Below are 16,181 nucleotides of genomic sequence, written 5' to 3'. Positions count from 1 at the left end.
TACGGGCGAGTTAGCGGCCTGAATGCGATGCGGGGTGAGCCTCAGCGGGCGGCTTTCTTCGATCCTTTCGGAGCCTTGACAACGATCTTTTGCCCGCGCAGATCAACATCGCCGCTGATCTGCTGGCCGATGCTGGTGTTCTCGAAGGAGGTTCGAGGCGCGCTTGTGGTCGACGCCGGCGCCACGCCGCGCAGCGCGGCCATCACGGCGGCACGTGCCGAAGCCGACGCACTGCGCCACGCATCGAGCAGGTCGGCATCAGCCTCGGCCAGACGCTCGCGCCTGCCCACCAGCACATAGGTCACATCGACGCCGAGTTCATCAGCGGCGACGAAGTAGGCACCACCAGGCAGGTGGGCATCTTGCTCGAACAGGATCTGCGTGCGCTTGGCAACACCGCAGGCCAATCCCATGGCCTCCTGGGTCAGACCCAGCCGCTTCCGTTCTTCTTTCAGGCGAATACCTACAGACACGCAAATTCCCCCTTGACAGGTGCAGTTAACTTCACCACCATTTCACCCAGAAATACACAGGGGAAACGGAATGAACGCCAAACGACGGACTACCGCATCCAAGCTGCGCACTGCTGAGCAGGCGCGCCAGTGGCTTGTCGACAACGGCCTGTCGGTTGCTGCCTTCGCAGAAGCCAACGGGTTGAGCCGCCATGCGGTGAACAACGCCTTGCGGATCGACAGCAAGTGCCGGATCGGCAAGACCCACGCAGCCGCTGTAGCCCTCGGCATGAAAGCCGCCCCTGATTCTCACACAGAATCGCCCAAATCCGCCCGGATTCGCACCACCAAGACCGCTCGGGGTACGGCCTCGGCGCCGGCGAAGGCTGTCGCGACCGCAGCCAAGCGCAGGGCCAAGGCATGAGCGGGCCGGTCGGAAAACGCGCCGTCTTCACCTGCGACGCCTGCGGCACGCCGTTGACGAAGCGCACCAGTGCCTTGCAGCACCGTCATCTGCGGACCGATGCGTACGTGTGCCAGAACCCCATGTGCGGCGCGACTTACACGGGTATGTCGGAACTGACCAGCATCGCCAGCCCCAGCGGCCTGCCCAATGCCCCAGCATGCGAGCTACCGCCGACGCCCGGCTATGAGCGTTCGTTGCTGCAGCAACGTTGGCGCCAGGAACTCGGTGATGCGCAGATCGACTGGATCGAAGCCACCGAATGCAATCAGCAGGAATGCGGCGCCCCGCCCCTCTCCTGACCGCCATTTCCCCTTCCACCACCAACTGACCTGGCGCCATACGGTGCCAGCAAGGGAGTGCTGCGCCCGTGATGCGCCACAAGACACAATTTGATGGATGGTCCTCGGCGATGCAGCCGAGTTTCGTCACCGCGCCGGCAGGGGTCGAGTACGTGCCCTTCGCGCAGAAACAGCGCGACGCTGCCGAGCTTCGCGCCCTAGTGGAGGCTCACATCGCCGCCGGTGGCGCGTACGACGTGTTGCCTGCAACGACTGCCGCACAGGTGTCCGCATGAGCCTGTCCACCGCATCAACCAATCTGCACATTTCTACACAGATTTACTTGACTTCCCCAAGGACGGGGAGCAGGATCTGCGCCAAGGAGCTTAGAAACTCCGAGGATACAGCGGCATCCGCGCCCGTCAGCATCGCGGTTTTTTTGCGCCTGCAAAACGAGCGCACCGACGTTTTTCTGCGTCGGGAGGCGGCAGCGATACAACACCCGCAAGGGGAAAGCTGTCGGCCGGTCTGTATCCCGGTTTCTAACCTCCCGACTTCCTCGGTGCGGCGCTTAGAAACGTCTCGCCGAGGCCACAACTCGGATACAGGAGACGTCTCCATGCCTCATGGCGCCCCTTCCACGCCCGGCAACGCTGCCGCGCGTCAGATTTCGCTCGCCTTCGGCCTCATCGCCGACACCCTCGAATGGCCCAATGAAGACTACCAGGCGTTCATTGCCCGGCTGGTCGGTGTGGGCGTGTCCCCGCTCGCCATCACCCTGGGCGACGTACTGATGGCCTACACCGCACAGTGCGATGCACGTAGGGACGCCCGTGGCGCTGATGGTAAGGGGGCGCACTGATGGCGCCGCCCAACAACGTGACCATCCCCGAACCATGCCTGCGTCCGGTCATCGTGCTGGAGACGCCGATTCCTGGCCTCGGCCTGCGTGCCTCGTTCGACCAGCACAAGATCCTGTTTCTGGCGCTGGTACACATCGAGTCGGACACAGCAGCGACGTTCACCGCGCATCACTCTCGCAACGTGCTCAGGACCGCTACCGGGGGAATCCAGATCGGAACCGTCGTCTACCTGCTCGCCAAGGGCGAGGCCGAGCGCTTCTTCCAATGGCTGCGCACAGGCGAAAGCTACCCAGGCGGGGTGAACTGATGGCCAGCAGTAACGGGCATACGCCGGTACTGCCCGGCCCGATGGATCGCGGTGCGCAGGTCATCGGCAGCGCCGACTACCTGCGACTGTGCCGCATCGCCGACGCAGCCGCGTTGCTGGCCAAGCTGCCTAGCGAAGCGGCAAAGATGCTGGATATCAAAGCCGATCACACGTCTGCCGTCGCGCAGTACATGGCCGAAGACCTGGCCGCGATCCTGAGCCGATCCCGCCCTGCAGACGAGTAATGCACCACCCGGCCCCGACGGCGCGCCAACGCCGCCGGGGGCGGTCAGGAGAGAACCATGCAACACCACCGCACCGCCGCTCATGCGGCGAACGAAGGCTGAGCCGCCATGCAAGAAGAAATCCGCCAACAGGTACTGTCGCGCGTCCAGCGCGACTATGGCCTTAAGCACCGTAGCGGCACCGAGTACATGCGCGGGGGCAAGTGCCCTCACTGCGGCAAGAAGGAGCTTTACACCAGCTACCTCAAGCCGTGGGTGCTGCGCTGTGGCCGACAGGCCAAGTGCGGGCAAGAGGTGCGCGTGCGTGACCTCTACGATGATCTGTTCGACGACTACTCGAAAAGCAACCCGCAGACGCCACAGGCGCCGCATGCTGCCGCTGACGCCTACCTGGCCACCGGCCGCGGCTTCAATGTAAAGCCACTGCGCGGCCTTTATACGCAGGAAAGCTACTACGACCGCACGAAGCGCGAGGGTACCGCCACGGTGCGGTTCCCGTTGGTCAAGGGCGGCTGGTGGGAACGGCTGATCGACCGTCCGCACCGCTTCGGCAAGCAGAAGGCCCGTTTTGCGCCGGGCGAGAGCTACGCTGGGGTGTGGTGGGGTGCCGCCGCACAGGATCAGCTGCGCACCGCCCGTGAGGTCTGGATCGTGGAGGGCATCTTCGACGCCATCGCGCTCCTGCAGCGCGGCATCTGCGCCGTTGCCGCGATGTCGAGCAACGCCTATCCCGAACTGTCTCTCAAGGAACTGAAGGCCGCACGCCCCAACGACCTGCCGGTGCTGGTATGGGGTCTGGACAATGAGCCGGGCGCACGCGCCTACACCATCAAGCACGCCCGCCGGGCCGAGAAGCTGGGCTATCGCTGCTTGGCCGCGCAGATCGAGCAGGTGGGCGAGAAGAAGACCGATTGGAACGATCTGCACCTGCGTGCGCAGGCGGCTGAGGACGGCGACGCACAGTGGCAGGCTGACCTCGACCAGGCGCGCCACAACGGCGCGGTGCTGATGGCGCGCACGGCCGTCGACAAGGGCCTTGTGATCTACCAGCGCGAGCAGAAGACCGAGTTCCACATCGAGTTCGCCTCGCGCCTGTTCTGGTTCGAGTTCGACGCGGTGCGCTTCGACAAGATGATGCGCGAGAAGAATCCCGACGACGAAGAAGGTACGCTCAGCGATGAGGCGGTGGCCAAAATCCAGCGCGCCTGTGCGTCTGTGCAGCAGATCGCCAACTGCTACCCCGAGGCGCTCTACTTCCAGCGCCACGAAGCGACCGACGAAAGCTGGTACTACTTCCGCGTTGACTTCCCGCACGACGCGCCATCGGTAAAAGGCACCTTCACCGGCGCCCAGGTGGCCAGTGCCACCGAGTTCAAGAAGCGCATCATCAGCCTTGCCCAGGGTGCTGTGTTCAGCGGTAGCGGCCAGCAGCTGGACCGGATGATGGAAGACCAGCTGTTCAACATCAAAAAGGTCGACACGGTCGACTTCGTCGGGTACAGCCCCGAACACAAGGCGTACATCTTCCCTGACCTGGCCGTGCGCGCCGGCGAGGTCACCCTCGCCAACGCCGAGGACTACTTCGAGTTCAACAAGCTGCGCATCAAGACCACGCAGCGGTCGATCCGCATGGACATCCAGCGCGATCACGAAAACTACTCCACCGACTGGCTCGGCTGGCTGTGGACGTGCTTTGGCACACACGGGATCGTGGCCCTCACGTTCTGGTTCGGCTCGCTGTACGCCAATCAGATCCGTAGCAGTCACAAGTCGTTCCCGTTCTTGGAAGCCACGGGCGAAGCCGGCGCCGGCAAGACCACGCTGCTCAACTTCCTATGGAAGCTGCTCGCCCGCGCCGACCATGAAGGCTTTGACCCCGCCAAGTCCACGAAGGCCGGCCGCGCCCGCGCCATGGGGCAGATTTCCGGCATGCCTATTGTGCTGCTGGAAGCCGACCGCAGCGACAACGGAGACAAGGCACACGCCAAATCGTTCGAGTGGGACGAACTGAAGGACTACTACGGCGGCGGCACCCTGGCCACGCGCGGTGTGCGCAACGGTGGCAACGAAACCTACGAGCCGCCGTTCCAGGGAACCATCGTCATCAGCCAGAACGCGCCTGTTGATGGCAGCGAAGCCATTCTCACTCGCATCGTGAAGCTGCATTTCAAGAAGCCGACTGCGACGACCGAGAGCCGGCAGGCTGCGGACAATCTCAATGCGCTACCGGTTGAGAAGCTGAGCTACTTCCTGCTGGCAGCGCTCAAGGCGGAAACCGCCGTGATGGAGAAGTTCACCGAGCGCGTTCGGTTCTACGAAGCCAGGTTGCGCGAAGAGAAGGAGCTGCGCGTCGAGCGCATCATCAAGAACCACGCGCAGATGCTTGCCCTGCTCGATGCGCTACGGCTGGTGGTCAACCTGCCGGAACACATGGTGCGCGAGACCCGAGACGCCCTGGTCAAAATGGCCACCGAACGTCAGGACGCCATAGGCGCCGATCACCGCATCGTCTCCGAGTTCTGGGATGCGTACGAGTACATCGAGATGCAGGCCAGTGGCGACAGGCGAACCGTGCTGAACCATTCGCGTGAAGAAAGCCGTATCGCCATCAACCTCAACGAGTTCATTCAAAAGGCCGGCTACTTCGGTCAGCAGGTGCCCGACATTGGCGACCTTCGACGGCTGCTGGTCGAGTCGAAGCGCCACAAGTTCATTAGCGCCAATACCGCCGTGAACAGCGCGATCCGTTCCACCCAAACGACCAGCACAACCGTGAAGTGCTGGGTGTTCCAGAAGTAAGACCCGCAGCAACAGCAAAGGCCCGGCGGGGAGTGCGCCAACACCGCCCCCGAGGCCATCCACCAACGAAGTTCAGGAGAGAACCATGCAACAGATGATAGGCCAAGCCATGACCACCCTCGCAAAGTCGCTGGATTCCAGCACCGGACCCGGTGCGGAGGCTATCACGGGTGTGCATAACTGTGTGAATGCTGGGGCAGACGGTGAAACCGACGCCAGCGCTACGGTCACCCTCCATATCACCCACAACCGCGTCATCGCCACGGCGATGCTGAACATGGGACCGGCCAAGATCGCGCAGTGCGTGTTCGAGCGCCGCAGGGGCAGCAGGAAGGGCTGGGAGCTGGTGAGGGGAACCGACTTCAAAGACGAGACCAGCTGGATTTCGCCCGAGCTTGCCGACCTGGCCGACCGCATTCCGTTCCCTTACGAAGTGGCCAACATGCTGCCCGGCAAGCGGGCAACCGCCGCTGCCGTGGCGCAGGCTGCGCAGGAGGTGGCCAATGGCTGATTTCGTCGCACTGCTGGCCATGTGCGTGCTGCTGCCGGTCGCTGGCGCCACCATGCTCAAGATGTGGCAGACACGCCCGCCCCGCCGCCGGCATAGCGGCTTGGCCGTGGGGCAAATCCCGCAGGCGCTGCGTCGCCGCGCCCCAATGGCCGTCCGTCGGGAGGTCGCCCATGGTTGATATTGATGCCGGCCGCCGGTTCCTCGCCGCCGAGTTCGAGAGCGCTGGCCTTCCTCACGTCGCCGCCGACATCTTGGCCGGTACCAGCCCCTTCGCCCAGGGTGCGTACATCGTCGCCGTGGCGTCCGCGCTGGCCGCACCCTGTGTGGTTTGTGACGGTGCGCGGGAGGCCGCATGACACAGCGACAGAAGACGCCACTGCGCCCCCTCCCCGCTTGCCCGGATAACCACCCGGCGCGGTACATCCACGATCTACGTCGCGAGGGCGCGGGCGGTGGCCATCTCATCGAATGCCGTTGCAGTACCACAGCGAAGCACCAAACGTTCGACCTGGCGTGGGCGCACTGGCACAAGCAACACGGCCTGCAGCCGACCGCCGCGGCAGTGGAGGAACCCTTGCCGAACAACGTGTTACAGATGAAATTGTTCGCCGCAGGCAGAGGTTGAGCATGGCGCAGATCCTCCATTTCACAGACTTGCAGCGGATCTGCGCTCCCGACGGCCCACCCCCAAGGGCCATCACCGTCCGCCGCTGGGCAGACAGGGAAGGCATCCGCTACAAATACGACCGCCGAGGCGGAATCTGGACCACCCTCGACGCGGTGAACGCCGCGCTGGGATTGATCGATCCGCAGCCCAAAGACGTAAGGGAAGAGGACAACATCTGATGACACGCGGCAGAAAAAGGAAGTTCAACCCGGCAATACCTGGGCACATCGAGCAGGATGCGTTGCCGAAGGGGATCTACTGGCACGACGACCGCTGGTTCGTCTACGAAGATCACGCGGAGGGTGGCCGGCGCATAAAGCGTACGGTCGCCCACGCCAGCGCCCGTCTGTCCGATCTGCACGCCATCGTGGAAGAGATGCGCACAGGCGTAGGACGCGGCACGCTACGCTTTCTCTTCGACCGCTACCACGAATCGAGCGATTTCAAACAACTCGCTGCCGGCACCCGCAGGAACTACCTGGGCTACGCCGAGGTGTTGGCGAACTACGTTCGAAAGGATGGGACCCTGCTGGGATCTATCCAGGTCGAACGCATCACAACGCCTGTCGTGCAACGGCTGGTGGAGACGTTTGCTGCAGGCCGCCCAGCGAATCGGACCCAGCCCGCCTTACCCGCGTACCCCAGCAAGGCCAATCATTTGCACCGTTACCTACGGCTCACCCTTTCGTGGGGTGTACGAATGGGCTACTGCAAGACCAACCCTGCCAAAGGCGTACGCCAGGCAAAAGAACGCGGCGACGCACGCATGCCGTCGCAGGAAGCGTTTCGCGCAGTGCTGGCGTTCGCGCGCGAACGGGGCGCGCTTCCCGCCAATGCCAAGGGCAGCTTTCCCGACTACCTGGCCCCGGTGATGATCCTGGCCTACAGCGTCCGCCTACGCGGCATCGAGGTCTGCACACTGACTGACGCGCACCGCCAGGTCGAGGGGGTGCATAGCAATCGCCGCAAAGGGTCTCGTGACAACGTAACGGAATGGGATGAGGCGATGATCGAGGCGTGGGATCAGCTGCTGGCGCGGCGCCACCGCATCTGGAACCGGAAGGGCCGCGTGCGCCCTGTTCCACTGCGCGCTAGCGACAGGTTCTTGCTGGTGGAGCGAGGTGGCGATCCCATCACCAAGTCTGCCCTCGACAGTGCCTGGCAGCGCTTCATTACCGAGGCGATTCGCGTCGGGGTGATCTCCAAGAGCGAGCGCTTCGCACTGCACGGGCTCAAACACCGGGGCATCACGGACGGGGACAACAAGGCTGCAGGCGGCCACGTTACCGAAACGATGCGGCAGCGCTACGACCATGAACTGCCGGTCGTTCAACCGCCCGGCAGGAGGAACGCACTTGAGCGTGGAACCACTTAATTTTTCCGGCAATTTTTCCGGAGACACGAAAAAGGCGCCGCAAGGGCGCCTAAGTCGTTGATGCAATTGGTGGGCCGTGAAGGATTCGAACCTTCGACCAAAAGATTAAAAGTCTTCTGCTCTACCGACTGAGCTAACGGCCCAATGCATCGCCCCGGCCTTTCGGCGGGGTGGGCATTCTACCCCATTTTGGCCGGTCGCGTGGAACCCCGGTGTGTCGGGGTTGCCGGCCAGCGGCCGGCACTACCAGCGGGATTAAACCTTTGGCGCCACTGGCGCATCCCATCCGTGGTCCTGTCTGGAGCCATGGATGCGTCTGATCGTCAGCCTGCTTGCCGCCCTGCTGCCCTGCGCAGCCCTGGCCGCCCCATCCCAGGTCGTCACTGACGACATCGCCCGCTTCTGGGCCACCTATGACGCGGTGCGCGCCGAACCCGATGCCGAGCGCCGGGTGTCGCTGGTCCAGCAGCGCTACATCGATCCGGGCAGTCCCGGCCTGCACGCGCTGATGCAGGTGCGCCACTACAGTGCCCGCGAATACGCCGAGGCCATGCAGTCATGGCCACGCTTCTGGACCTCGGTACGGCCGTTGACCGCGAATGCACAGCAGGCCAGCGCCACGCTGGAGCGCGACCTGGTCGCGTTCCGTTCGCTCTACCCTGCCCTGCGCCCGGCCACCATCACCTATGCGGTGGGCGTGCTGCGCACCGGTGGCACCACGCTGGGCGACAAGGTGCTGATTGGCGCGGAGATGGCGCTGGGCGATGAGCGCGTGGACGTGAGCGAGCTGCCGGAGAAGATGCGCGACCGGCTGCGGATCTTCTACGACACCCGCCCGGGCGCGAACAACGCGCAGAACAACCTGCACGAGTACGTGCACACGCAGCAGCGTGAGACCACCGGCAACCTGGCCCAGTACGTGGTGCGCGAGGGTGTGGCCGAGTACGTGGCCGAGCGGCTGAGCGGGCGTCGGCCGGCGCTGCCGCTGTACACCTACGGGCCCGCGCACGAGGCGGAAATCCGCGCGCGCTTCGTCGCTGAAATGGACGGCGAAGATCTGGACAACTGGCTGTACAACAGCGCCCGCAATCCGTTCGGGGTGAGTGATGTGGGGTACTACGCCGGGTATCGCATCGCGCAGGAGTACATGCGGCGGCAGAAGGATGAAAAGGCTGGGATCGCGCGGATGATCGAGTTGGACTATGCCGATCCGAAGGCGGTGCGGGCCTTCATCGAGGCGTCGGGGTGGTTGCCTGATGAGGCTGCCGGCCAACGGCCGGCACTACCAGACTCCAGCCGCCGGTAGCGGCGGGACAGAGAGTGCGAACCAACGGTTCGCACCCACCATTGGGGGCATCAGCCCCATCACCTCAGGCGTACAGCGTAGGGTCCGGCACGCCGGCTTCGGCGAAGCCCTGCGCGCGCAGGCGGCAGGCGTCGCAGTGGCCGCAGGCGGCGCCGTTGGCGTCGGCGTTGTAGCAGGACACGGTCAGGCCGAAGTCCACGCCCAGGCGCACGCCTTCGCTGACGATCTGGCCCTTGCTGAGGAACTGCAGCGGCGCATGCACCTTGATGCCCGCCCCCTCCACGCCGGACTTGGTGGCCAGGTTGGCCAGTGCCTCGAACGCAGCCACGAACTCGGGGCGGCAGTCCGGGTAGCCGGAGTAGTCCACTGCGTTGACGCCGCAGAAGATGTCGTTGGCGCCGAGCACTTCGGCCCAGCCCAGGGCCAGCGACAGCATGATGGTGTTGCGCGCCGGCACGTAGGTGACCGGGATGCCGGCACCGCCGGCCTCGGGCACGTCGATGTCGTCGGTCAGCGCCGAGCCGCCAATGCTGCGCAGGTCCACGTCCACGGTCTTGTGCGCGACCACGCCCTGGGCCTTGGCCACGCGGGCGGCGGCGTCCAGTTCGGAGGTGTGGCGCTGGCCGTAGCGCACGCTCAGGGCGTGGACGGCGAAGCCCTGTTCCTGGGCCAGGGCGATGACGGCGGCTGAATCCATGCCGCCGGAGAGAAGCACGACTGCCTTCTTCATGGGAAATCTTCCGGTTGGGAGGGGAAAGCCAGCACGCTGTCCCGCGCCGGAGCTACATCAGGGAACGCTGCACCGGCTCATCGGCCGGGCTCGTCGTTCCACAGGATTTTATGCAACTGCATCTGGAAGCGCACCGGCAGCCGGTCTTCGACGATCCAGTCGGCCAACTGCCGTGCGGTGATCTCGCTCTTGCTGGGCGAGAAGAACACGGTGCAGCGCTTTACCAGATCGTGCTCGGCCAGCAGGGCCTTGGCCCAGTCGTAGTCTTCGCGGCTGCAGATGACGAACTTGATCTGGTCGCGCGCGGTCAGCAGCGGCAGGTTTTCCCAGCGGTTGCGCGCCACTTCGGCCGAACCCGGGGTCTTGATGTCCACTACCCGCGACACGCGCGGGTCCACCGCGCTGACGTCCAGTGCGCCGGAGGTTTCCAGCGAGACGTCCATGCCGGCATCGCACAGCTTCTGCAGCAGCACTAGGCAGCGCTTCTGCGCCAGCGGCTCGCCGCCGGTCACGCAGACGTGGCGCACGCCCTGGGCCAGCACCTCGGCCACGATATCGTCGATATCCCACCAGGTGCCGCCGTGGAAGGCATAGGCGGTGTCGCAGTACTGGCAGCGCAGCGGGCAGCCGGTCAGGCGCACGAACACGGTCGGCCAGCCGGCGGTATCGGCTTCGCCCTGCAGCGAGGTGAAGATCTCGGTGATCTTCAGGCGCGGCAGGGGCGATTGCACGATGTCGCTGGGCGTGGCGACGGCGTTGGACGGGGTAACGGCGGTCATGGCAGGCAATTCTTCAGGGGCGGGCGACCGGTGTATCGGCGCCGGAAACGAAAGCAGCCGAGCATGGGCTCGGCTCTACGGGGTGCGCAGTGTACGCCCGTCAGGCAGGTCAGCGGATCTGCTTGCCCAGCCGGATCGACTGCAGGCGGTCCTGCGCGGTGCGCGCGGCGTCCGAGCCGGGGTACTGCGCCACGACGGCTTCCAGCGTCTGCTGGGCCTGGTCGACCTTGCCCTCGCCGTATTGCGAGAGGCCAACCTTGAGCAGGCCGCCAGCGGCCTTGTCGTGGGTCGGATAGCGCGAGAGCAGTTCACGGAACTGGGCCTCCGCCATCGGGAAATTGCGGGTGGCGTAGTAGCTCTCGCCCAGCCAGTACAGCGCGTTCGGCGCATAGACGCCGTTCGGGTACAGCTGCAGGAAACTCAGGAACAGCTGCGCCGAATCATCGTACTTGCCGGCCTTCAGTGAATCGAAGGCGACGTTGTAGGAGGTGCGCTCGTCGCCGGTGGCGGCAAGGCTGCCCGCATCACCGTGTACGGAAGGCGGCCGCTCGGAAGTGGCCGCCGCTGCGGGTGTTGCCGGGGCCGGTGCGGCCTTCGGCGCGCTCGCCGGAACGGGCGGCAGGGCCGGGGCGGCATTGCCCCCTTCCAACCGGTTCAGGCGGCTGTCCAGATCCAGGTACTGATCCTGGGCGGACTGCTTGAGCTGGGCATTGTCGTGCTGCAACTGCTCGATCGAGGCCTGCAGGCTGGTGACCTGCTGCCGCAGCTGATTGATCTGGTTCAACAGGTCCTGGTTGGCACTGTTGTTGTACATCTGCTGCTCGAGCGCGCCGACACGGTCGGCCAGGCTCTGTCGCTGTGCGTGCGCCGGTGCGGCAGCCACGAGGGCTGCCGCAACGACCAGCATCAGTTTGATGCCGATGCGCATGGATTACTGCGCGGTGTAGACGATTTCGACGCGACGGTTCTGCGACCAGCAGGACTCGTTCGACTCGGTGCAGACCGGACGCTCTTCACCGTAGGACACGACGGTCAGCTGCGAAGCCGAGCCACCGTTGGCCTGCAGGGCCGAGCTGACGCCGTTGCCACGACGCTCACCCAGGGCCTGGTTGTACGCACGCGAACCGCGCTCGTCGGTGTGGCCCTGCAGGGTGATGCGCGAGGACGGACGGTCACGCAGGTACTTGGCGTGGCACGCCATGATGGCCTGGAATTCCGGCTTCACGTCTTCCTTGTCCAGGTCGAAGTAGACAACGCGCTGGCGCAGGCAAGCGTCGGTGTCCAGGTCGCCCGGGCCGTACAGGCCGGAGGTCGACGGGCCGGTCGGGGTGGTGGTCGAGGTGCCGGTGTCGACCGAAGCCGGCACTTCTTCCTTGACCTTCTTCGAGCAACCGGCCAGGACGGCCACAGACAGCAGGGAAACAAGCAGAACGCGGGTGGACTTGTTCATGGCGATACCTTTGTGGCTCCTAAGCCGATGAGGGGTTCAAGACAGCGAAAATATTAACACTCTTTTAGCGCTGGGTACGGTATGGGGACCATGCCGGTTCGCGCACATCTCCGTCAGCCAGAACCAACCGCTGGCGCACGCGCGCATCGGCGGAAACGGCATACAGCACACCACGGCCACCCTCGCGGGCGGCGTACAACACCATGCTTGCGTTGGGCGCAAAGCTCGGAGATTCATCCAGCGAACCCGGGGACAGCGTGCTCCAGCGGGGCGAGCCCAGCGAGCTGTCCATCATCGCGATCTTGTAGCTGTTGCCCGAGCCCTGGGCGACGGCGATCTTCTTGCCATCGTAGGACACCGAGGGCTTGGCATTGTAGTTGCCCTGGAAGGTCACGCGCTCGGCGCTGCCGCCACCGGCACCGACCTTGTAGACCTGCGGACGGCCGCCGCGGTCGGAGGTGAAGTAGACGGCGCTGCCATCCGGGGCCCAGGTCGGCTCGGTATCGATGGCGAAGTGGTTGGTCAGCTGGGTCAGCTGCTTGCTGCCCAGGTCCATCACGTAGATCTCCGGGTTGCCCGAGCGCGACAGGGTCAGGGCCAGCTTGCGGCCGTCCGGCGAGAATGCCGGGGCGCTGTTGATGCCACGGAAGCTGGTCACCAGCTCGCGTGCACCGGTGCCGATGTTCTGGATGTAGATCGCCGAATTGCCACGCTCGAAGCTGACGTAGGCCAGCTTGCTGCCATCGGGGCTCCACGACGGCGACAGCAGCGGCTCGGCCGAACGCACGATGGTCTGCGGGTTGTAGCCATCCGAGTCGGCCACCATCAGCGCATAGCGCATGGCGTCGCCCTTGCCGCTGGCGGTCACATAGGCGATGCGGGTCCAGAAGGCGCCGCGGATGCCGGTGATCTTCTCGTAGATGGCGTCGGCCATCTGGTGGGCAACGTCGCGCATGGCATTGCCACGGGCGGTCATTGCCAGGCCGAGCAGGCGCTCGCCCTTGGGCACGTCGAACAGTTCGTACTCGACGCGGTAGGCGCCGGCACCGGCATCGAGCACGCGGCCGACCACGATGTAGTTCTGCTTCAGCGCGCGCCAGGTGGCGAACTGGATGTCGCCGCCGCGCACCGGCTTTTCGACGATCTGCGCTTCCGGCAGCGTGCGGAACTGGCCCGAGCGCTCCAGGTCGGCGCGGACCACGCCGGCGACGTCGGTCTGCGGAGCGGCCGACGAACCCTGGTAGGGCATCGGCACGATGGTGATCGGCAGGGCGGAGGCATTGCCGCCGATGATGTCGATATCCAGCCCCTTCTGCTGCGCGACGGCAGCAAAGGGCAGCAACAGGGCCGCAAACACGGCAAGCCAGCGAGGCATCTTTTTCATGGAGCGCTCAATAGGGGGAAACCGGAACGAGGGATAACAAAGCGGCAGTGAACCGCTTCGCAATCATGAACCAAGGGTACGTGAATTCCGGGTCAGTTCCAGCCCGTCCTCTCACACACCGTTAACGTCGTGGCTAACATCGCGCCGCCTGCCCCGGTCACCGCCCAGCGCTACGGTGCCCGACGACCGCCCACAGCCTGTCGGGTCGAGCCCCGGTCCGCCAGCGGCAATCGCGACATCAGTCGGCGCGGGCGGCCCCAGAGCCGCCCTGCCCTCCCCGCCTCAGCGATCCTGGGCGGTAAAGGTGAAGTTGAGCGTGCGTGCGAACACCGACTCGAAGCCGCGGTACGGCAACGGCTGCGCGTTGAGCACGGCGGCCTCGATCGAACGCTTGCCGGCCTCGTCGTAGGGGCAGTTCGGGCTGACCTTGGCCTGCATTACCGTGCCGCCCGGAATCTGGGTGATGGTGATCTGGCAGCGCTGGCCCAGCGGCACCGTATCCGGGCGCACCCACTGCGACAGCACCTTGGCCTGGATCGCTGCGGCGTACTTGGCTGAAAGATCGTCGCTGCTGCCGCCACCACCGGCGGCCGGCTGGGAGGCGCCGCTGGCACCGGCGGCCGCACTGCCGGCGGCATTGCGCGCGGCGGCGACCTGGCGCAGCTTCTGCTCGGCCAGCTTGGCTTCCTTCTCGGCCTGCTCGCGGCGGGCCCGGATCTCGGCGATCTTCTTCTGCTTCTCGGCCTCGGCCTTGTCGGCGGCCACGCGTTCCTGCTCGGCCTGCTTCTTCTTCTCGTCCGCTTCCTGCTGCTTGGCCAGGCGCAGCTTCTGCTCCGCTTCTTCCTGGCGCTTGCGCTCGGTCAGGTCGATCTGTTCCTGGCGGCGCTTGGCTTCCTGCTCCTGCTTGGCCTTCTCCTGCGAGATGGCCAGCGCGCTGACCGCCTCCTGGTCCTTGGTATCCGGCTGCGCGACGCGCTCCTGCGCCTGTTGCTGCTGCGGCGTGGGGGCGTCCTGCGGGCGCGGTTCGGGAATCGGCTGCGGCGGCGGGATGGTGTCTTCCGGCACCGGGATCGGCTCGGCGACCGGCGGCGGCAGGTCCTCCAGCTTCTCCGACTGGCGCAGCGCCTGGCGCGCGGCGGAGGCCTCGGACGCGGACAGCGCCAGGCTGGCCTCGACCGAGGGATCGCCTGCGGCGGCGTCGGTATTGCGTTGGGGTGACCACAGCCAGGCCACGATGAAGACCAGCGCGACCAGCAGGTGCACCAGCAACGCCAGCGCCAGGGGCAGGCCCCAGCCGGGTTCGCGCTGATGCGGGGGTGGCAGGGCGTCAGCGTGCATCGGTGGCCAGGCCTACCTTGTCTACCTTGGCGCGCTTGATCACGTCCATCGCGGCAATGACCTTCTCATAGGCCACGGCGCGGTCGGCGGCGACGATCACGCGCACGCCCTTGTCCTGGGCGGCGATGCCGGCCAGGCGGCCTTCCAGCTCCTCGGCCGACACGGCGGTCGGTTCCTTGGCGTCGGGCAGCTTCAGGCTGAGCTGGCCGTCCTGGCGCACCGAGACGATCACCGGGTCCTGCTTGCTCTCCAGCGCCTTGGCATTGGACTGCGGCAGGTCGACGTCGAAGCTCAGGGTGAGCAGCGGCGCGGTGACCATGAAGATGATCAGCAACACCAGCATGACGTCGATGTAGGGAACGACGTTGATTTCCGATTTCAGCTTGCGGCGCTTGCGGCGACCGATGGCAGCGGACATGGCTTGGACTCCCGGGTCAGGCGCTTACTCGTCGCCAGCGCTCTGGCGCTGCAGGATGGAGCTGAACTCTTCGGCGAAGGTCTCGAACCGCACCGACATGCGCTCGACGCGGGTGGTGAAGCGGTTGTACGCCCACACCGCCGGGATCGCCACGAACAGGCCGATGGCGGTGGCGAACAGGGCTTCGGAGATGCCCGGCGCGACGGCGGCGATGCCGGCCTGCGCGCCGCTGCTGATCATGTCGTGCATGGTCACCATGATGCCGAACACGGTACCGACCAGGCCCACGTACGGCGCGGTGGAGCCGATGTTGGCCAGCAGCTCCAGGTTGCGCTCGAGCTGGTCCACTTCACGGGTATAGGTGGTGCGCATGGCGCGCTGGGCGCCTTCCAGCTGCGCACGGCCATCCAGGCGGCGCTTGTCGCGCAGGCGGGTGTACTCGCGGAAGCCGGCTTCGAAGATGGCTTCCAGGCCGGTCACGCTGCGGCTGCGGTCGGTGGCCGCGCTGTACAGCTTGCCCAGGTCGGCACCGGACCAGAAGCGGTTCTCGAACTCGTCGGCTTCGCGGGTGGCCTGCTTGAACACGCGGGCCTTGCGGAAAATGATCACCCAGCTGACGAACGAGCCGACCAGCAGCAGCAGCACGATGATCTTCACCGGCAGGCTGGCCTTGGCCATCAGTTCGAGGTAGTTGATGCCGCCGCCGGTGGTGGCCTGGGCAAGGGTCTGTGTCGCGGCGTTGCTGACGTCGGCCGGCAGTGCCTCGGTGACCGTGGCCTGCAGGGCCAGGAGCGTTGCGATCATCCGTTGTTC

The 16,181-nt window shown here is 65.5% G+C and carries 22 protein-coding genes and 1 tRNA gene; 13 read left to right on the top strand and 10 right to left on the bottom strand.

Going from position 1 to position 16,181, the window contains the following annotated elements:
- Positions 1-41: 41 nt before the first annotated feature.
- Positions 42-473 (bottom strand): helix-turn-helix domain-containing protein, encoded by a 432-nt coding sequence (locus tag LRM18_RS11060; protein ID WP_239510497.1) that lies wholly within the window; start codon positions 471-473, stop codon positions 42-44.
- A gap of 70 nt (positions 474-543) precedes the next feature.
- On the opposite strand from LRM18_RS11060, the gene LRM18_RS11055 reads away from it, so the two are divergent.
- The 12 genes from LRM18_RS11055 (at position 544) to LRM18_RS11000 (ending at position 7,963) form a co-directional block, all read left to right on the top strand.
- Positions 544-876 (top strand): hypothetical protein, encoded by a 333-nt coding sequence (locus tag LRM18_RS11055; protein WP_061478813.1) that lies wholly within the window; start codon positions 544-546, stop codon positions 874-876.
- Entirely contained in the window at positions 873-1,217 is a 345-nt protein-coding gene (locus LRM18_RS11050; RefSeq protein ID WP_270954438.1) for an ogr/Delta-like zinc finger family protein, read from the top strand. The genes LRM18_RS11055 and LRM18_RS11050 overlap by 4 nt, the downstream gene beginning before the upstream one ends.
- 71 nt (positions 1,218-1,288) lie before the next feature.
- A complete protein-coding gene (locus tag LRM18_RS11045; RefSeq protein ID WP_241776752.1) occupies positions 1,289-1,492 on the top strand; it encodes a hypothetical protein in 204 nt (67 codons plus the stop codon).
- Entirely contained in the window at positions 1,489-2,058 is a 570-nt protein-coding gene (locus tag LRM18_RS11040; protein WP_235648725.1) for a hypothetical protein, read from the top strand. Before LRM18_RS11045 ends, LRM18_RS11040 begins: the two co-directional genes overlap by 4 nt.
- Complete coding sequence (locus LRM18_RS11035; RefSeq protein WP_049419435.1) at positions 2,058-2,366, top strand: hypothetical protein; 309 nt, start codon at positions 2,058-2,060, stop codon at positions 2,364-2,366. The genes LRM18_RS11040 and LRM18_RS11035 overlap by 1 nt, the downstream gene beginning before the upstream one ends.
- On the top strand, positions 2,366-2,611 hold the full coding sequence (locus LRM18_RS11030) for a hypothetical protein (protein WP_049419434.1): 246 nt from the start codon (positions 2,366-2,368) through the stop codon (positions 2,609-2,611). The genes LRM18_RS11035 and LRM18_RS11030 overlap by 1 nt, the downstream gene beginning before the upstream one ends.
- 108 nt (positions 2,612-2,719) lie before the next feature.
- Positions 2,720-5,410, top strand: a complete 2,691-nt coding sequence (locus LRM18_RS11025) for a toprim domain-containing protein (RefSeq protein WP_270954431.1) — start codon at positions 2,720-2,722, stop codon at positions 5,408-5,410.
- 109 nt (positions 5,411-5,519) lie between these two features.
- The gene (locus tag LRM18_RS11020; RefSeq protein ID WP_270954429.1) at positions 5,520-5,921 is read left to right on the top strand and encodes a hypothetical protein; all 402 of its coding nucleotides are present in this window, start codon (positions 5,520-5,522) and stop codon (positions 5,919-5,921) included.
- The gene (locus LRM18_RS11015; protein WP_270954427.1) at positions 5,914-6,099 is read left to right on the top strand and encodes a hypothetical protein; all 186 of its coding nucleotides are present in this window, start codon (positions 5,914-5,916) and stop codon (positions 6,097-6,099) included. Before LRM18_RS11020 ends, LRM18_RS11015 begins: the two co-directional genes overlap by 8 nt.
- Positions 6,092-6,277 (top strand): hypothetical protein, encoded by a 186-nt coding sequence (locus LRM18_RS11010; RefSeq protein WP_270954425.1) that lies wholly within the window; start codon positions 6,092-6,094, stop codon positions 6,275-6,277. Before LRM18_RS11015 ends, LRM18_RS11010 begins: the two co-directional genes overlap by 8 nt.
- Before the next feature lie 271 nt (positions 6,278-6,548).
- Positions 6,549-6,767 carry a hypothetical protein gene (locus LRM18_RS11005; protein ID WP_270954423.1) on the top strand — a complete coding sequence of 73 codons (219 nt, stop codon included), beginning with the start codon at positions 6,549-6,551 and terminating at the stop codon, positions 6,765-6,767.
- A complete protein-coding gene (locus tag LRM18_RS11000) occupies positions 6,767-7,963 on the top strand; it encodes an integrase (protein WP_270954422.1) in 1,197 nt (398 codons plus the stop codon). Before LRM18_RS11005 ends, LRM18_RS11000 begins: the two co-directional genes overlap by 1 nt.
- A gap of 67 nt (positions 7,964-8,030) precedes the next feature.
- Here LRM18_RS11000 and LRM18_RS10995 read toward each other — a convergent pair.
- Positions 8,031-8,106 (bottom strand) — tRNA-Lys (locus LRM18_RS10995).
- Between the two features lie 167 nt (positions 8,107-8,273).
- Between LRM18_RS10995 and LRM18_RS10990 the strand changes: the two genes are divergently transcribed.
- Positions 8,274-9,269: a DUF2268 domain-containing putative Zn-dependent protease gene (locus LRM18_RS10990; RefSeq protein ID WP_270954420.1), complete on the top strand. Its 996-nt coding sequence runs from the start codon at positions 8,274-8,276 to the stop codon at positions 9,267-9,269.
- 64 nt (positions 9,270-9,333) lie between these two features.
- Here LRM18_RS10990 and queC read toward each other — a convergent pair whose 3' ends face one another.
- The 8 genes from queC to tolQ form a co-directional block, all read right to left on the bottom strand.
- Positions 9,334-9,999: a 7-cyano-7-deazaguanine synthase QueC gene (gene queC / locus LRM18_RS10985; protein ID WP_049465521.1), complete on the bottom strand. Its 666-nt coding sequence runs from the start codon at positions 9,997-9,999 to the stop codon at positions 9,334-9,336.
- Positions 10,000-10,076: 77 nt separating this feature from the next.
- A complete protein-coding gene (gene queE, locus LRM18_RS10980) occupies positions 10,077-10,778 on the bottom strand; it encodes a 7-carboxy-7-deazaguanine synthase QueE (RefSeq protein ID WP_049465524.1) in 702 nt (233 codons plus the stop codon).
- A gap of 109 nt (positions 10,779-10,887) precedes the next feature.
- Positions 10,888-11,706, bottom strand: coding sequence for a tol-pal system protein YbgF (gene ybgF, locus LRM18_RS10975; protein ID WP_049465527.1), 819 nt, complete (start codon positions 11,704-11,706; stop codon positions 10,888-10,890).
- A gap of 3 nt (positions 11,707-11,709) precedes the next feature.
- A complete protein-coding gene (pal, locus tag LRM18_RS10970) occupies positions 11,710-12,228 on the bottom strand; it encodes a peptidoglycan-associated lipoprotein Pal (RefSeq protein WP_049465529.1) in 519 nt (172 codons plus the stop codon).
- 64 nt (positions 12,229-12,292) lie between these two features.
- Complete coding sequence (gene tolB, locus LRM18_RS10965) at positions 12,293-13,612, bottom strand: Tol-Pal system beta propeller repeat protein TolB (protein ID WP_049465532.1); 1,320 nt, start codon at positions 13,610-13,612, stop codon at positions 12,293-12,295.
- 282 nt (positions 13,613-13,894) lie between these two features.
- Complete coding sequence (tolA, locus tag LRM18_RS10960) at positions 13,895-14,950, bottom strand: cell envelope integrity protein TolA (RefSeq protein WP_053461156.1); 1,056 nt, start codon at positions 14,948-14,950, stop codon at positions 13,895-13,897.
- A complete protein-coding gene (tolR, locus tag LRM18_RS10955) occupies positions 14,940-15,368 on the bottom strand; it encodes a protein TolR (protein ID WP_005410751.1) in 429 nt (142 codons plus the stop codon). The genes tolA and tolR overlap by 11 nt, the downstream gene beginning before the upstream one ends.
- Positions 15,369-15,392: 24 nt before the next feature.
- Positions 15,393-16,172 (bottom strand): protein TolQ, encoded by a 780-nt coding sequence (gene tolQ, locus LRM18_RS10950; protein WP_005410752.1) that lies wholly within the window; start codon positions 16,170-16,172, stop codon positions 15,393-15,395.
- Between the last annotated feature and the right edge of the window lie 9 nt (positions 16,173-16,181).

The sequence above is a fragment of the Stenotrophomonas sp. PI_27 genome, assembly GCF_027854495.1.
GTDB classification, from domain to species: Bacteria; Pseudomonadota; Gammaproteobacteria; order Xanthomonadales; family Xanthomonadaceae; genus Stenotrophomonas; species Stenotrophomonas pavanii.
The sequence above is the reverse complement of the archived record's forward strand: the minus strand, read 5'-3'. Positions and strand labels throughout refer to the sequence as shown.

Bases quoted from the DNA above. Each gene is read 5' to 3' on its own strand.
- LRM18_RS11055 (WP_061478813.1), top strand. From the start codon at position 544: ATGAACGCCAAACGACGGACTACCGCATCCAAGCTGCGCACTGCTGAG.
- LRM18_RS11050 (WP_270954438.1), top strand. From the start codon at position 873: ATGAGCGGGCCGGTCGGAAAACGCGCCGTCTTCACCTGCGACGCCTGC.
- LRM18_RS11045 (WP_241776752.1), top strand. From the start codon at position 1,289: ATGCGCCACAAGACACAATTTGATGGATGGTCCTCGGCGATGCAGCCG.
- LRM18_RS11040 (WP_235648725.1), top strand. From the start codon at position 1,489: ATGAGCCTGTCCACCGCATCAACCAATCTGCACATTTCTACACAGATT.
- LRM18_RS11035 (WP_049419435.1), top strand. From the start codon at position 2,058: ATGGCGCCGCCCAACAACGTGACCATCCCCGAACCATGCCTGCGTCCG.
- LRM18_RS11030 (WP_049419434.1), top strand. From the start codon at position 2,366: ATGGCCAGCAGTAACGGGCATACGCCGGTACTGCCCGGCCCGATGGAT.
- LRM18_RS11025 (WP_270954431.1), top strand. From the start codon at position 2,720: ATGCAAGAAGAAATCCGCCAACAGGTACTGTCGCGCGTCCAGCGCGAC.
- LRM18_RS11020 (WP_270954429.1), top strand. From the start codon at position 5,520: ATGACCACCCTCGCAAAGTCGCTGGATTCCAGCACCGGACCCGGTGCG.
- LRM18_RS11015 (WP_270954427.1), top strand. From the start codon at position 5,914: ATGGCTGATTTCGTCGCACTGCTGGCCATGTGCGTGCTGCTGCCGGTC.
- LRM18_RS11010 (WP_270954425.1), top strand. From the start codon at position 6,092: ATGGTTGATATTGATGCCGGCCGCCGGTTCCTCGCCGCCGAGTTCGAG.
- LRM18_RS11005 (WP_270954423.1), top strand. From the start codon at position 6,549: ATGGCGCAGATCCTCCATTTCACAGACTTGCAGCGGATCTGCGCTCCC.
- LRM18_RS11000 (WP_270954422.1), top strand. From the start codon at position 6,767: ATGACACGCGGCAGAAAAAGGAAGTTCAACCCGGCAATACCTGGGCAC.
- LRM18_RS10990 (WP_270954420.1), top strand. From the start codon at position 8,274: ATGCGTCTGATCGTCAGCCTGCTTGCCGCCCTGCTGCCCTGCGCAGCC.
- queC (WP_049465521.1), bottom strand. From the start codon at position 9,999: ATGAAGAAGGCAGTCGTGCTTCTCTCCGGCGGCATGGATTCAGCCGCC.
- queE (WP_049465524.1), bottom strand. From the start codon at position 10,778: ATGACCGCCGTTACCCCGTCCAACGCCGTCGCCACGCCCAGCGACATC.
- ybgF (WP_049465527.1), bottom strand. From the start codon at position 11,706: ATGCGCATCGGCATCAAACTGATGCTGGTCGTTGCGGCAGCCCTCGTG.
- pal (WP_049465529.1), bottom strand. From the start codon at position 12,228: ATGAACAAGTCCACCCGCGTTCTGCTTGTTTCCCTGCTGTCTGTGGCC.
- tolB (WP_049465532.1), bottom strand. From the start codon at position 13,612: ATGAAAAAGATGCCTCGCTGGCTTGCCGTGTTTGCGGCCCTGTTGCTG.
- tolA (WP_053461156.1), bottom strand. From the start codon at position 14,950: ATGCACGCTGACGCCCTGCCACCCCCGCATCAGCGCGAACCCGGCTGG.
- tolR (WP_005410751.1), bottom strand. From the start codon at position 15,368: ATGTCCGCTGCCATCGGTCGCCGCAAGCGCCGCAAGCTGAAATCGGAA.
- tolQ (WP_005410752.1), bottom strand. From the start codon at position 16,172: ATGATCGCAACGCTCCTGGCCCTGCAGGCCACGGTCACCGAGGCACTG.